Origin of the sequence: Pseudomonas sp. BIGb0381, from assembly GCF_024809815.1 — a bacterium.
Classification (GTDB): Bacteria; Pseudomonadota; Gammaproteobacteria; order Pseudomonadales; family Pseudomonadaceae; genus Aquipseudomonas.
Genome location: NZ_JANUEN010000003.1, coordinates 204,327 through 219,457 on the forward strand (window position 1 = coordinate 204,327; position 15,131 = coordinate 219,457).

The 15,131-nt window shown below is 61.8% G+C and carries 10 protein-coding genes; 1 reads left to right on the forward strand and 9 read right to left on the reverse strand.

The window, feature by feature from the left end; all coding sequences use genetic code 11:
• Nucleotides 1–33 precede the first annotated feature (33 nt).
• The 6 genes from M2397_RS10960 to gcvH all read right to left on the reverse strand — a co-directional run bounded on the left by M2397_RS10960 (nucleotide 34) and on the right by gcvH (nucleotide 7,155).
• Complete coding sequence (locus M2397_RS10960; RefSeq protein ID WP_131697888.1) at nucleotides 34–522, reverse strand: RDD family protein; 489 nt, start codon at nucleotides 520–522, stop codon at nucleotides 34–36.
• A gap of 94 nt (nucleotides 523–616) precedes the next feature.
• The gene (locus M2397_RS10965) at nucleotides 617–829 is read right to left on the reverse strand and encodes a cold-shock protein (protein WP_002552288.1); all 213 of its coding nucleotides are present in this window, start codon (nucleotides 827–829) and stop codon (nucleotides 617–619) included.
• A 393-nt stretch (nucleotides 830–1,222) separates the two neighbouring features.
• Entirely contained in the window at nucleotides 1,223–2,347 is a 1,125-nt protein-coding gene (gene gcvT / locus M2397_RS10970; RefSeq protein WP_131697887.1) for a glycine cleavage system aminomethyltransferase GcvT, read from the reverse strand.
• A gap of 39 nt (nucleotides 2,348–2,386) precedes the next feature.
• Nucleotides 2,387–3,763 (reverse strand): L-serine ammonia-lyase, encoded by a 1,377-nt coding sequence (locus M2397_RS10975; protein ID WP_065947880.1) that lies wholly within the window; start codon nucleotides 3,761–3,763, stop codon nucleotides 2,387–2,389.
• Nucleotides 3,764–3,920: 157 nt separating this feature from the next.
• A complete protein-coding gene (gene gcvP, locus M2397_RS10980; protein ID WP_167655105.1) occupies nucleotides 3,921–6,761 on the reverse strand; it encodes an aminomethyl-transferring glycine dehydrogenase in 2,841 nt (946 codons plus the stop codon).
• Between the two features lie 10 nt (nucleotides 6,762–6,771).
• Entirely contained in the window at nucleotides 6,772–7,155 is a 384-nt protein-coding gene (gcvH, locus tag M2397_RS10985) for a glycine cleavage system protein GcvH (protein ID WP_005790845.1), read from the reverse strand.
• A gap of 347 nt (nucleotides 7,156–7,502) precedes the next feature.
• On the opposite strand from gcvH, the gene M2397_RS10990 reads away from it, so the two are divergent.
• On the forward strand, nucleotides 7,503–12,158 hold the full coding sequence (locus M2397_RS10990; protein ID WP_259243105.1) for a hypothetical protein: 4,656 nt from the start codon (nucleotides 7,503–7,505) through the stop codon (nucleotides 12,156–12,158).
• A 9-nt stretch (nucleotides 12,159–12,167) separates the two neighbouring features.
• Here M2397_RS10990 and M2397_RS10995 read toward each other — a convergent pair whose 3' ends face one another.
• The 3 genes from M2397_RS10995 to arcC form a co-directional block, all read right to left on the reverse strand.
• The gene (locus tag M2397_RS10995; RefSeq protein ID WP_259243107.1) at nucleotides 12,168–13,676 is read right to left on the reverse strand and encodes a sigma-54-dependent transcriptional regulator; all 1,509 of its coding nucleotides are present in this window, start codon (nucleotides 13,674–13,676) and stop codon (nucleotides 12,168–12,170) included.
• A 116-nt stretch (nucleotides 13,677–13,792) separates the two neighbouring features.
• On the reverse strand, nucleotides 13,793–14,155 hold the full coding sequence (locus M2397_RS11000) for a DUF5064 family protein (RefSeq protein ID WP_131697883.1): 363 nt from the start codon (nucleotides 14,153–14,155) through the stop codon (nucleotides 13,793–13,795).
• 18 nt (nucleotides 14,156–14,173) lie between these two features.
• Complete coding sequence (arcC, locus tag M2397_RS11005) at nucleotides 14,174–15,103, reverse strand: carbamate kinase (RefSeq protein WP_131697882.1); 930 nt, start codon at nucleotides 15,101–15,103, stop codon at nucleotides 14,174–14,176.
• Between the last annotated feature and the right edge of the window lie 28 nt (nucleotides 15,104–15,131).

A 15,131-nucleotide genomic window follows, 5' to 3' on the forward strand; every position in this document is an offset into this window, starting at 1 on the left:
CCTCCCACATTTTGATCTCGTTCAGGCAGTGGGTTATTTCTTTTGCTTCGGAATCCGCACCAACTGCGTGTCCGAATAGATGTCATGCCAGCTGCGTTTCTGCTTGTCGAACAACGACCAGACAAACCCCAGCCCCACGCACAACCACGATGCAATCGACACCACAAAGCGCAACAGCGCCTGCCACAGGCTGATTCGCGAGCCGTCGGCGTTTTGCACGCGTACGCCCCAGACCTGCATGCCCAGGGTTTGCCCGGAATGGGTCCAGAACTTGGCAAAGAAACCAAACAGCACAAAGAACAGAATCGTCGACAGCAGCGGGTCACCGTCCAGCGCGCCGGATTCGGTGAGGGTGCGCATCTTGGCTTCGCCTACGAACGCGATCCACACCAGCTTGTAGATAAACGCGGTGACGATCAGCAGGGCAGTGCACAACAGGAAGTCATAGAACATCGCTGCCAGGCGACGGCCCAGGCCAACGGCGGGGAACTCGCCTTGGGGACTCAGCAAGGGTTTGGGCATGGCAGGGCTCTCTGAGGAAAAAATCCATTTTACGGAATAGCGCCCATAAAAAAGCCCCTGATGTCATCTCAGGGGCTTTTTGTTGCAGAAAGGATCAGGCTTCTGCTTGTACTTCGTCAGCCTGCATGCCTTTCTGGCCTTGCACCGCAACGAAGGTGACCTTCTGGCCTTCCTTCAGGCTTTTGAAGCCGTTGCCTTGAATAGCGCGGAAATGCACGAACAGATCCGGACCGCTTTCTGGAGTGATAAAACCAAACCCTTTCTCGTCGTTAAACCACTTGACGGTACCGCTCTGACGATCAGCCATTTTCTTATTTCCTTGACGCTAAAAATTAATGACAGCCCCTTTCGCATGAAAGAGTACTGGGCTGGGTTGCAGGAAAGTAAGAGACGTCGAACGGGTTGTAGCACAACTACTTCAGCTACTGCCCAGGTCCAGGTTCCAAGCGACCCATGCAAACACAGTGGGCAAACTCTACGCCAACTAATGGAGAAAAAACAAGCCCTGCCAAAAGCCCAGCGTTTACTCGGCCACAGGGCACTTCGCTGAATAATGGGAGGCTTGCTTATTCGATAGAATGGGTCACTTGTTATAGGTTAATTCCTATAATAATGCCTATCGTTGCTGCACTATTTTATGGCGGTTGCGTTACAGATTAGTGCACGTTAATGCAACCGCGTTACTTATAGGAACAGTCAATCAGCCACGATAGTAACGTTGCGGCACAAATGGCATTTTGCTTACACGAAGTGGCACTTTTTTCCCACGCACCAACGCAGAGACCTCGGTGTCCAGTGCGATGAATGCACTGTCCAGATAACCCATGGCCAGTGGGCCACCCAGGCTCGGGCCAAAGCCACCGCTGCACACGCTGCCGATCACGGTGCCGTGTTCATCGACTATCTCTGCGCCTTCACGTACAGGCGTGCGCTCCTGGGGCAGCAGACCCACGCGCTTGCGGCTCACACCGGTTTGCTGCTGGGTGAAGATGCGGTCGGCACCCGGGAAGCCACCGGCGCGCGCACCGTCGGTGCGACGGGCCTTGGAGATCGCCCACAACAGGCTGGCTTCGATCGGGGTGGTCTCGGTGTTCATGTCGTGGCCGTACAGGCACAGGCCGGCTTCCAGGCGCAGCGAGTCACGGGCGCCCAGGCCGATGGCCTGCACTTCGTCCTCGGCCAGCAGGCTGCGCGCCAGGCTTTCGGCGTTGGCGGCGGGCACGGAGATTTCAAAGCCGTCTTCACCGGTGTAGCCGGAGCGGCTGACGTAGCAGTCCACGCCCAGCAGGCGCAGTGAGGCGAACTGCATGAAAGTCATCCGGGTGACTTCCGGTGCCAGGCGCGCCAGCACCTTAACCGCGGCCGGGCCTTGCAGGGCGAGCAGGGCGCGCTCTTCGAACAGCGGCTCGATGCTGCACTGGTCGCCGAGATGCTGGCGCAGGTGCGCCAGGTCCTGGTCCTTGCAGGCGGCGTTGACCACCAGGAACAGTTCGTCGTTACCCAGGTTCGCCACCATCAGGTCGTCGAGGATGCCGCCTTGGTCATTGGTGAACATCGCGTAGCGCTGCATGCCGACCGGCAGGTCGATGATGTCGACCGGTACCAGGGTTTCCAGAGCCTTGGCGGCGTTGGCGCCGGTGAGGCGGATCTGGCCCATGTGGGACACGTCGAACAACCCGGCCTGTTCACGGGTGTGCAGGTGTTCCTTCATCACGCCCAGTGGGTATTGCACCGGCATGTCGTAGCCGGCGAAGGGCACCATGCGTGCACCCAACTCGAGGTGCAGGGCGTGCAATGGGGTTTTCAACAGGGTTTCGGTGGACATATTCAGCTCCTGAAAAACGTGCTGGCGCGCCTTTAGGCGTCAGCACTCGATAATGTTGACCGCTAAACCGCCACGGGCGGTTTCCTTGTATTTGCTTTTCATGTCGGCGCCGGTCTGGCGCATGGTGCGGATAACCTTGTCCAGCGAGACGAAGTGTTGCCCATCGCCACGCAAGGCCATGCGCACCGCATTGATGGCCTTCACCGAGCCCATGGCATTGCGCTCGATGCAAGGCACCTGCACCAGCCCGCCAATCGGGTCACAGGTCAGGCCGAGGTTGTGTTCCATGCCGATCTCGGCGGCGTTTTCCACCTGGGAAACCGTACCGCCCAATACTTCGCACAACGCGCCAGCGGCCATGGAACAGGCCACGCCGACTTCACCCTGGCAACCAACTTCGGCCCCGGAGATCGAGGCGTTTTCTTTGTAGAGAATGCCGATGGCGGCGGCGGTGAGCAGAAAACGCACCACGCCGTCTTCGTTCGCGCCGGGGATAAAGCGCATGTAGTAATGCAGCACCGCCGGCACAATCCCGGCCGCGCCGTTGGTGGGCGCCGTGACCACGCGCCCGCCGTTGGCGTTTTCTTCGTTCACGGCCAGGGCGTACAGGTTGACCCAATCGAGTACCGACAGCGGGTCGCGCAGGGCCGACTCCGGGTTCTTGCACAACTGGCGATGCAAGGCGGCAGCGCGACGCTTGACCTTCAAGCCGCCGGGCAAGATGCCTTCGTTGCGACAGCCGGCTGCCACGCAGTCCTGCATCACTTGCCAGATCTTCAGCAGGCCGGCGCGGGTTTCCGCTTCCGGGCGCCAGGCACTTTCATTGGTCAGCATCACCTGGCTGATGGACAGCCCATAGGTGGTGCAATGGCCAAGCAAGTCCTTGGCATGCTTGAACGGGAACGTCAGTGGAGTGGCATCTTCGACGATCCGGTCGGCGCCGGCAGCGTCTTCATCCACCACAAAACCGCCGCCCACCGAGTAGTACTCGCGGCTGCGGATCTGGATACCCGCCGCATCAAAGGCACGAAAAATCATGCCGTTGGGATGATAGGCGAGGGGTTTGCGAATCATCGCCAGGTGTTCTTTCTCGTTGAACGCAATGCTGTGTTCGCCGAGCAGGTTCAAGCGACCGTCGCCGCGCATCTGCGCCAGGCGTGCGGCAACAGTTTCGGTGTTCACGGTGTCCGGGTGTTCGCCTTCCAGGCCCAGCAGCACGGCCTTGTCGCTGCCGTGGCCTTTACCGGTGGCGCCGAGGGAGCCATAGAGTTCCACCTTGATGCCGGTGGTGGCGCTCAGCAGGTTGTCACGCTTGAGGCCCTCGACGAACCGAGCGGCCGCACGCATGGGGCCAACGGTGTGGGAACTGGAGGGGCCGATGCCAATCTTGAACAGGTCGAACACGCTTAAAGACATGAGTTGTTCTCCGGTTTCTTGTTATGTATTGGGTGTACTCGGTCAATGTGGGAAGGGGCTTGCTCCCGATGGTAGTGTGTCAGTCAACAGAGATGTTGAATGTAAAACCGCCATCGGGAGCAAGCCCCTCCCACATTTGATTGAGTTCAGCCTCAGGTTACGCGTAGCTCTCGATTGAAGGGCATGCGCATACGAGATTGCGGTCACCAAACACATTGTCGACCCGGCCAACCGGCGGCCAGTACTTGCCTTCGATCAACGAGGCTACCGGGTACACCGCTTGTTCACGGCTGTAGGGGTGGCTCCATTCGCCCACCAGTTCCGCTGCGGTGTGCGGGGCGTTTTTCAGTGGGTTGTCGTCCTTGTCCAGGGTGCCGTTTTCCACCGCGCGGATTTCTTCGCGGATGGCGATCATCGCGTCGCAGAAGCGGTCCAGTTCTTCCTTGGATTCACTTTCGGTCGGCTCGATCATCAGCGTGCCCGCCACCGGGAACGACATGGTCGGTGCATGGAAACCAAAGTCGATCAGGCGCTTGGCCACGTCGTCCACGCTGATGCCGCTGCTGTCCTTCAGCGGGCGCAGGTCGAGGATGCATTCGTGCGCCACCAGGCCGTTGCTGCCGGTGTAGAGCACGGGGTAGTGCTCTTCGAGGCGACGGGAAATGTAGTTGGCATTCAGGATCGCCAATTGCGAAGCGCGCTTGAGGCCTGCGCCGCCCATCATGCTGATGTACATCCAGGTGATCGGCAGGATGCTCGCGCTGCCGAACGGTGCGGCACAGACCGCGCCTTCCTTGCGTTCCATGGCCGCATGGCCTGGCAGGAATGGCGTGAGGTGGGACTTGACGCCAATCGGGCCAACGCCCGGGCCGCCACCGCCGTGGGGGATGCAGAAGGTCTTGTGCAAATTCAGGTGGGACACGTCGCCGCCGAACTTGCCTGGGGCGCAGAGGCCGACCATTGCGTTCATGTTGGCGCCGTCGATGTACACCTGGCCGCCGTTGTCGTGAATGATGCCGCAGATTTCGCGGATACCTTCCTCGAACACGCCGTGGGTGGACGGGTAGGTGATCATCAGTGCGGCGAGGTGTTCGCGGTGCTCGATGGCCTTGGCGCGCAGGTCTTCGATGTCCACGTTGCCACGGGCATCGCAGGCCGTAACTACCACACGCATACCGGCCATGTTGGCAGTCGCCGGGTTGGTGCCGTGGGCCGACGACGGGATCAGGCAGATGTCGCGGCGTTCTTCGCCACGGCTCTGGTGATAGGCTCGGATCGCCAACAGGCCGGCGTACTCACCCTGGGAACCGGCGTTCGGCTGCAGCGAGATCGCGTCGTACCCGGTGGCCGCGCAGAGCATGGCTTCCAGGTCGGAGGTCAGTTGCAGGTAGCCGGTACTTTGCTCGGCCGGGGCGAACGGGTGCAGGGCACCGAATTCGGCCCAGGTCACTGGGATCATTTCGCTGGCGGCGTTGAGCTTCATGGTGCACGAGCCCAGCGGGATCATGGTGCGGTCCAGGGCCAGGTCTTTGTCCGCCAGCTTGCGCAGGTAGCGCATCAGCTCGGTTTCGGAGTGATAACGGTTGAACACCGGGTGGCTGAGGATTGGCGACTCGCGCAGCAATGCGGCGGGCAGGCGGCTGTCCACCTCGGCGTTGAAGTCCGGCAGGGCTTTGCCAGCGGCGAAGATCGCCCACAGGGTTTCGATATCGGCTTGGGTGGTGGTTTCGTCCACCGACAGGCCAACCCGCTCGGCGTCCACCACACGCAGGTTGATGCGCTGGGCGCGGGCCTTGTCGTGCAGTGCGGCAGTGTCGGCACCGGTGTGCAGGGTCAGGGTGTCGAAGAAGTGTTCCTGCTCGACCTTCAGGCCCAGCGCGGTCAAGCCCTTGGCGAGGATCGCGGTCAGGTGGTGAATACGGTTGGCGATCTGGGTCAGGCCCTTGGGCCCGTGGTACACGGCATACATGCTGGCGATGTTGGCGAGCAGTACTTGGGCGGTGCAGATGTTGCTGGTGGCTTTCTCGCGGCGGATATGCTGCTCGCGGGTCTGCATGGCCAGGCGCAGGGCCGGCTTGCCGAAGCGGTCTACCGACACACCGACCAGACGCCCCGGCATGTCGCGCTTGAACGCATCCTTGGTGGAGAAGTACGCCGCGTGCGGGCCACCGAAGCCCAGCGGCACGCCGAAGCGTTGCGCGCTGCCGATGGCCACGTCGGCGCCGAACTCACCCGGAGGGGTCAGCAGGGTCAGGGCCAGCAGGTCCGCAGCCACGGCTACCAGGGCATTGGCGGCGTGGAAACGCTCGGTCAGTGCGCGGTAGTCGAACACGTCACCGTTGCTGGCCGGGTACTGCAGCAGCGCGCCGAAGAACGGGCTGACGTCGGTCAGTTCGCGCTCATCGCCCACGACCACGTCAATGCCCAGCGGCTCGGCACGGGTGCGCAGTACGTCGAGGGTTTGCGGGTGACTGTGGATAGAGGCGAAGAAGGCGTTGCTGCCCTTGTTCTTGCTCAGGCGCTTGCAGAAGGTCATGGCTTCGGCGGCGGCGGTGGCTTCATCGAGCAGCGAGGCGTTGGCGATCGGCAGGCCGGTGAGGTCGCTGATCAGGGTCTGGAAGTTCAGCAGCGCTTCCAGGCGACCCTGGGAAATTTCTGGCTGGTACGGGGTGTAGGCGGTGTACCAGGCCGGGTTTTCCAGGAGGTTGCGCAGGATCGGCGACGGCGTATGGCAGTTGTAGTAGCCCTGGCCGATGTAGGTCTTGAACAGTTGGTTCTGGCTGGCGATGGCCTTGATCTTGGCCAGGGCCTCGGCTTCGCTCAGGCCATCTTCCAGGCCGAGCACACTGGTGCCCTTGATGCTTTCCGGGATCACGCTGGCGCTCAGGGCCTCCAGGGAATCGAAGCCCAGGCTGGCGAGCATCTGCTGCTCATCTTCCTGGCGCGGGCCGATGTGGCGGGCGATGAATTCGTTGGCGGTGCTCAGGTTGATCGTCATGGCGCGCTCCTCAGGCTTCAGCGTTGGCTTTGATCAGGCGGTCGTACGCGTCCTGATCCAACAGTTTAGCTACCGCATCGGCATCGGCCGGTTTAAAGCGGAAGAACCAGCCTTCGCCCATCGGGTCTTCGTTGACCAGTTCCGGGCTGCCATCGAGCTTGTCGTTCACTTCCAGCACTTCACCGTCCAACGGCATGTACACGCCGCTGGCGGCCTTGACCGATTCTACGGTGGATGCTTCAGCGCCCTTGTCGTAGGCCTGCAACTCCGGCAGTTGCACGAAAACCACATCACCCAGCGCGTTCTGTGCGAAAGCGGTGATACCCACGGTGACGCTGCCGTCAGCTTCGGCGCGCAGCCATTCGTGATCTTCAGTGAAACGCAACTCGCTCATGGAAACTCCTCAGGGCCAGAATCGTCTGGTGGGCGGGATTGGAAATAATGGAGAGTTGCTTAGCAATATCGCGGCCAATGTCATTAACTCTTTATTAATCAATGGCTTGGTAAAAGCGGTTATAACGATAGCGCATTTGTGTGTAGCGATTTCGCTACACTCCGGCCGTCGAAAAAAAGCCTATGCGGATCAAAGCCTTGCATGGCGCGTAAAAAACAAGGTTGTAGCGATATCGTTCCACTGTAGCGCTTTCAGTACGGATGGACGTCGCTTTTGCGATTTATCTACCGTCTGGGAGGCCGGCCCGCGTTTTACCGTGCGCGCACTTCGTCATCAGGATGCGCCGCATGAGTACTTCAAACCTTATTCCCCCGGAGATTTCCCAGGCCCGGACATCTCGCGACTATTTATCCAACGTCTTCGCCCGGCGCCTGGGCCTGGCCCAAGTGGCCCGGGAAATGATCCAGGAATGGATCGGACAGTGGTTTGCCGGTTCCGGCCTGCAGGCCGCTAACAGCTGGATCGGTGTGATCCAGCCAACCTCGGTCGGCCGCCGCCACATGCCGCTTATTACCTTGAGCGACGCACTGATCAAGCGCTGCATGAAGGGTGACGCGCTGAACTACACGCCAGGCCATCATGTGCTGTTGGTGCAGTCTGCACCGCAGGTGTTCCAACCGGCGAGCGGCGCCCTCACCGTGGACGATATCGAGTGGATGCTCAACACCCTGGCGCCCGATGTGCTGGCGGGTTTTGCCGAACGCTTGGTGCACTACTGGAACGCGCGCGTGTCGGACGGTTCGGCCGACAGCCGTTGGCACGCGGTCAGCAGCCAGTTACGTGCATGCCTGCTCACGGCGCGGCAGAACCCGCCATTGACGCCGGAGCAGGCGCGGCTGCTGCTGGGGCTGGGCGATGAGCAGGTACAGCAGCTTTGGGGGTATCGGGCGGATCGAGAGGCCTTGGGTGATGCCGATGCGCTGCATATCTATCAAGTCTATGCGGCCCAGGCCGGGGACCCGGGCGAATGGCTGCCGCTGTTGATCTTGCAGCGTCGGGTCGCGGGGCAACAGCTCACCCTCGTCTATATCCCGGTGATGAACCTGGTGCAGCTCGAATCCCTGGACGCCTTGGGTGACCTGCTGCCGCGCTATATGAGCCACTACCGGCCAGGGGCGCCGCTGCAATGGGTACTGCGCGAGCCCGAGGGCGATGTGTTCGATGCGTTGGCCCAGGCCTTGCTCGAACGACAACTTCGCGATGTACGGCGGGTTGACTGGTCTGCACTGCCCGATATCGGCAGCTATGAACAGCTGTTTATCACGCTCACCTCGCCACTGGCCTGGTTCGACCCGGATTACCTCGAGCAGCCTCACGAAGAACAATTACCGGTCTGGTTGCAGCGGGCCAGCAGCGCGGATCGCCTGGCTTACGGTCAGTGGCTGGAGCGCCTGGCGCGCCTGCAACGCAGCACCGGCGGTGCAATGTTCCTCGATGGCCTTGAGCCAATCGATGTGTACGCGCGCAAGGCGTTGCAACGGCAAATGCGCCTGGATCATCCAACGCAAGCCCCCATCAACCCGGACGACTACCTCCTGACCTTCGAGCGCACCCAGGGTGGCACGGTTGGCTGGACGCAACGAACCACCCGGACGTTGACCCACTGGTCGCTGGAAAACCCCTTCGCCACCGCCTATGCCAGTGTGCACATCAGCCACCAGGCCACGCCAGGTAACGTGCCGCGCTGGGTCACGCCGGCCTATCTCAAGGGACTGATCGAGCGGGTGGACGTGGGCAAGTATTATCCGTCGTTGCTGGAGCACGCACTGATCGCCGACCCGATGCAGTCTGCACGGCGGCGCCGGTTGTTTGTCGATCAGATGGCGCTGCAACTGCCGATGCGCGCCCTTGAAAACAGCCTTCGCCAGCGCAACGGTTTCACCCGGGCAGGCGCTCGGGTGGTGCAAGCGATGCTGCGGGAAGATCCGCGTCAGCGCGTGGTCGACGATGAGGTGATTGTCGCCCGGCCCCTGGCGTTCCTGGCCCATGCAGGCGGGCTGGCCCATCAAGCGCACAACCTGTTTGTCATCGGTCCCCGCGACAACAGCACGTTGCCGCATATTCTCTATCGGCCGGATCAAACCGACGCGGTGCTGCAACAGTTCCCCAGCCGCCAGGCGTTGCTCGACGAGATCGCAACGGTGGGCGGCGATCTTCAACGCGTGGTGCTGCAGCGTTTACCGGAGAACAGCCGCGCTCTGTTTGCCAACGGCGGTTTTCTTCGTCCTCATGTCCAGCGTGTGCTGCAGGGCGATGAGTTCGACGTGCTGCCCGCATCGAGCCCGGCGTTGTTGAGTGACGAACCGGTGCATGGCGAGTTCCTTGAGAGCGTCTTCGATGAAAACGCCAGAGACCTGTGGCAGCGCGCCGTCAAACAGTCGGTTTCCAACGAGGCGCTGCGTTGGACCCTGTTCAAGAATGATCTGTGGCAAGTGTTCAATGCGCTTTTGCCGATGGTCAGGGGGCCGGTGGCGGTGGCGGGCTGGTTGTCCCAAACCTTCAGGACGTTCCGCACGGTGCTGGCGCTGCCGGTTGAGACCAGCCGCGAAGATTCCGCCAATGCCTTCGCCGAGTTGATCGGCAGCGTGGCCGGCCTGCTGATGAGCCCTGTGGTCACGCTGGATCAACGGTTACGCCTGAATCCTGGCAGTGCCCAGGCCCGTGACGCGATCCCGGTCAGCCACACGCGCCACTCGGCGTCGACGTTTGCCTGGCAGCGTTCATTCGCCGACGTCACGGCAATGGATTTTTCCTGGGCCAACTCAAGGTCCAGGCTTACGACCCAGCAGCGTGCCCAGCTCGAGACGTTCCAATGGTCACCCAGGCAGGGCGAGCGCTGGCCCGACTCGCCGACGCTGGCCTCGGCGGCGAGCCCGGTGCGCGGTAGTCTGCTGGTACAGGGCGACAGTGGCGCGGCCCGTCAGGAGCCTTACACGTTGATAGACAGCAAAGTGTATGGCCTGAGCGCGGTCAAGGATGGCTGGCGGGTCGTCGATCTGCGGCAACCCCAGCGTCTCGGTCCGTGGCTGGGCAAAGATGCCCATGGGGTCTGGAAAGTCGACCTGGGCCTGCGCCTGGTTGGCGGGCAGCCAAAGAGCACGGTGGCCCAGCGGCGTGCCCACATCGAGCAGCAAAAGCTTGAGCTTGAGCGCGAGTACAGCGCGGCAAGCAACGAATTGCAGAGCCTCGAGCGTGTCGTGACCGCGGCCGAAGACCTGTGTGAGAAGGCGCACCTGACCTCCGAGGCAGCCTTCACCGAGCAGCACCGGCGCGATGCCAGGGCGCGCTACCTGCGCGAATTGGAAAAAAAGACCGATGCGCAACAGAAAAAACTCAATGTGCTTATGCGCAGAAACGCCAACAAACCCCTGGACGGCTTTGAACGGGAACAGTGCCTGCAGTTGGAAGATATCGTGCTGAACCTGCGCCGGCAGATGTTCGTGCTGACCTTCAGTCGCCGCGAGGAGCAGTTTTCCGAAGCGCATCTCGCGCAACTGTCGGGGCAGGACGCGACCGCGGCCCAGGCGGTTATCGGAATCTTGACCGAAGAGAGCCGCAGAATCGGCGAGTTTCACGACAAGATGGTCAACCTGAGCTTCTGGGAGCGGGTCAATTACGAGCGGTTGCTCAGCATTCCTGCCTACAAGTCATACACCGGTGAGTTGCAACCGTCCTCGTACGGGCAGCCATTGGGCTGGCGGACCGTGCAGTTGCAGGTGCTCAAGGAGCAGCTGTGGCGCCGGCGGCCCCTGCCTGAAGAGCAGGACGACTTCAGTCGGATCGACGCGGCCATGGATGAGGCGATCCAGTCGGCACAGTCCCAGAAAACCATCGATGAGCCAGGCGTGCTGAGTGTGCAGCAGCGTATCGAGGGCACCCGGGCGGTGCTGCACGAATACGCCAAAACCCTGGCGCTCCTGGATGAATACCGTTCCGCCGCGCCGGAATTGATCCATGGGGATGTCGAGGTGCCGGTGGAAGCCACGATCCTCAGCCTGGAACAGGAGTCGAGAATCGCCCTGGCGAAGCTGCTGCGTGAGCACGAGCGCAACCCTCAGCCCGGCCGGGTACGCCCCCTTGAAGCCGATCAACGGCTGATCCGCGATTCGAAGAAGCGCTATCAATTGGGGCGGGTTCGCGCCCGCACGCCGGAAGCGACCGAAGACATCGTTGATGTCATCAACCCGATTGACCAGGCCGTGGTGGTGAGCCTGCATCAGCAGCCGGGCTCGGATGCGTTCGAAGCGATCACACCGGCTGGCGCCGTGGTGCCGCGGCCGACGCGCTCCCTGGAAAACCTCAAGGCCGACGCGCGCCGCTTGTTGGCCAGAGCACCGCTGGTGCTGCAGCAGACCCGCGACGAAGCGCGCAGTGCCAAGCTGCCGGCCAGCGTCGAAGCCCGGTTGACGCGGCAGTCCGAGGGCATCAAGGCGGTTGCCGAAAAGATTCGCAAGGCGCTGCCGTCAACGCCGGATACCGCGGCCCAGGCGCTGCTCGCTGAATTGGAACAGGCCGCCAGCCACTCTCTGGAGCAGGGTCGAGCGTTGCGCATCGAGATGATCAAGCGCTTGCCGCCCGATGAGGATGGGATTGCCTGGCTCCTGGCCCGGAACCAGGTGCAGATACTGCGCATCGAGGGGCGTATTGCGCTCAAGCGGGTGGATGATTTCCTGCAGGAGTATGTGGTCAAGGACAGGCAGGGCAAGGTCCTGGCTTATGCGCACTTTCATTATTCATCGCCCACGGACCCCGATTTACCCTACAACGCCGGCCATCTGAAAAGGCCGGAGCAGCGCTTCATGAGTTTTCGCAGCCTGCTCGACAAAACCGACAGTGAGGCCATCGCGATCTACTATTCGCGCATCAGCCCGCCCATGGCCGCGCAGCTGTTTTTCAGCGCTGCCGGCGTTATCAAGCATCGTGGCCGGCGTGCGTTCTGGTGATGCAGGCGCTCAGGGTTTTGCGGGAATGCCGTACTTGCGCAAGCGGTGAGCGATGGCGGTGTGTGAGGTTTGCAGGCGGCTGGCCAACTGCCGGGTCGAGGGGTAACTGACGTAGAGCTTCTCCAGCAGGCTGCGCTCGAAGTCCTCGACGGCCTGTTCCAGGCTATCGACTTCGCCGTCGTTCTGGCGGGCCACGGAGGTGCCGGCGATGTCCAGGTCACCGATGTCCACCAGGCTGCTTTCGCAGATGGCGGCGGCGCGGAAGATCACGTTCTGCAGCTGGCGCACATTGCCCGGCCAACGGTTGCCCAACAGCGCCGGATAGGTGCCGGGCGCCAGGCGGCACACCGGGCGCTGGATCTGCGCACAGGCCTGCTGCATGAAGTAGCGGGCCAGCAGCAGGATGTCCTGGCCGCGTTCACGCAGGGGCGGTACTTCGACGTTGAGCACGTTGAGGCGATAGAACAGGTCTTCGCGGAAGGTGCCTTCGCTGACCATTTTTTCCAGGTCGCGGTGGGTGGCGCTGAGGATGCGCACATTGACCTTCACTTCGCGGTCGCCGCCCACCCGGCGGAAGCTGCCGTCGTTGAGAAAACGCAGCAGCTTGGCTTGCAAATAGGGCGACATTTCGCCGATTTCATCGAGAAATACCGTGCCCTGGTTGGCCAGCTCCATCAGCCCTGGCTTGCCGCCGCGTTGGGCGCCGGTAAAGGCGCCGGGGGCGTAACCGAACAATTCACTCTCGGCGAGATTCTCCGGCAGCGCCGCGCAGTTCAACGCCAAAAACGGCGCACTGTGGCGTGCGCTGATGGCGTGGCAGGCCCGCGCCACCAACTCCTTGCCGGTGCCGGTTTCGCCCTGGATCAACAGCGGAGCATCGAGTGCGGCCACCCGTTGTGCGCGTGCCTTGAGCGTGCGGATCACCGGTGACTCGCCCAGCAGCGCATCAAAGCCTTCGGCATGATCATGGTGCAGCGCCGACAGTTGTTCGCCGATGCGGTTGGGTTGGTACAGGGTGAGCAGGGCGCCGGCATCGGTGATCGGAGTGGCGTCCAGCAAGAGGGTCTGGCCGTTGACGCTGATCTCGCGCAGGGGCAGGCGAAAGCCCTGTTCCAGCAAGGTGTCCAGTAATGCCGGGTCATTGAACAGCTCGGCGATGCTTTCCCCCGCCGGCTCGCGCCCGTACAGCGCAATCATTGCCGGGTTGGCCAGCAGGATCTTGCCCGCACTGTCCAGGGCCAGCACCGGGTCGGTCATGGCCGCCAGCAGGGCGTCGAGTTGCAGGTGGCGGCGTTGGCCGGGAAGGATATCCACTACCGTTACGGCTTGTACGCCGTGCACGCTGAACAGCGCGTCGCGCAGCTCTTCGAGCACCTCGGCGCTGAGCGTCGGGGCATCGATGTAGACGTTGGGCGGCACCATTTCCACCGCATCCAGGTTGAGATTGCGCCCACCAAGCAAGGCCAGGACTTCCTGGGTAATGCCGACGCGGTCGATGAAGCTGACGTGGATACGCATGGGGCGCTAACAATTCTGGGGAGCGAGAGGCGGCAAGTATGCCTGACAGGCGATAGAGATCAAAAAATGTGAGAGGGGGCTTGCCCCCTCCCACAGTTGGAGCAGAGTTTTGTCAGTTATTCCAGGTGTTCGGGTTTGACCGGATCGCCCGATTTCACATCCAGCTGATGCCGCACATCCTCGAACATCTGGTCGTACTGCTTGTGCATCGAACCATTGAGCACGGCCGTCTTCGGCATCCCATACTTCTGCGCGATGTTCATCGCATGCCGGGCGAAGTCGAATGCCTGGTCCTTGGGCAAGAAGAACTCCTCCTTGAGGTCCTTGCCCTGCACCGAGCCGTGCAGCTTGAACAGCATGCCCTTGCCTTCCTTTGGATCCTGGCTGACTTCGTAATCGATGCACAGGTTGTAGCTGTAGTCGTCCTTGTTAAGGGCGTGACGTTCGACGTGCAGGTGACCGGGTTCAAAGGTGGCCATAGGCGTATCTCCTCTACTTCACAGATAGGTGATGCCAGGTGTTGCCGTGCTGATGCGCGTGCCGGCGCTGCCCTGGACGATGGCTTCGATGTCGGAGAGTGAACCGATCACCGCGGTTTTGCCAGTCTGGCGGGCGAACTCGCAGGCGGCTTGCACCTTGGGCCCCATGGAGCCGGCGGCGAAGCCGAGTTTTTCCATGTCGTCGGGGTGGGCCTGGCCGATGGCTTTTTGCGTCGGCTTGCCGAAGTCGATAAACGCGGCGTTGACGTCGGTGGCTATCACCAGCAAATCGGCGTCCAGTTGCGAGGCCAGCAACGAGGAGCACAGGTCTTTGTCGATCACGGCTTCGATGCCCTTGAGCTTGCCGTCTTCACCGTACATGGTCGGGATACCGCCACCACCGGCGCAGATCACGATGGCGTTTTTTTCCAGCAACCACTTGATCGGGCGAATCTCAAAGATGCGTTTGGGCCGTGGACTGGCCACGACGCGGCGATATTTGTCGCCATCCGGGGCGATGGCCCAGCCTTTCTCGGCGGCGAGTTTTTCCGCTTCGGCCTTGGAGTACACCGGGCCGATGGGCTTGGTCGGGTTCTGGAAGGCCGGGTCCTTGGCGTCCACTTCCACCTGGGTGAGCAGGGTAGCGAATGGCACTTCGAAGTCCAGCAGGTTGCCCAGTTCCTGTTCGATGATGTAGCCGATCATGCCTTCGGTCTCGGCACCCAGTACGTCCAGCGGGTAAGGCGAAACGCTGGTGTAGGCGGCCGCCTGCAACGACAGCAGGCCGACCTGCGGGCCATTGCCGTGGGCGATGACCAGCTCGTTGCCGGCATGGATCTTGGCGATCTGTTCGGTGGCGATACGGATATTGGCGCGTTGGTTGTCTGCGGTCATGGGTTCACCACGGCGCAGGAGGGCGTTGCCGCCCAGAGCTACGACGATGCGCATAATGCAATCCTTCTATGGGTGTGAACAC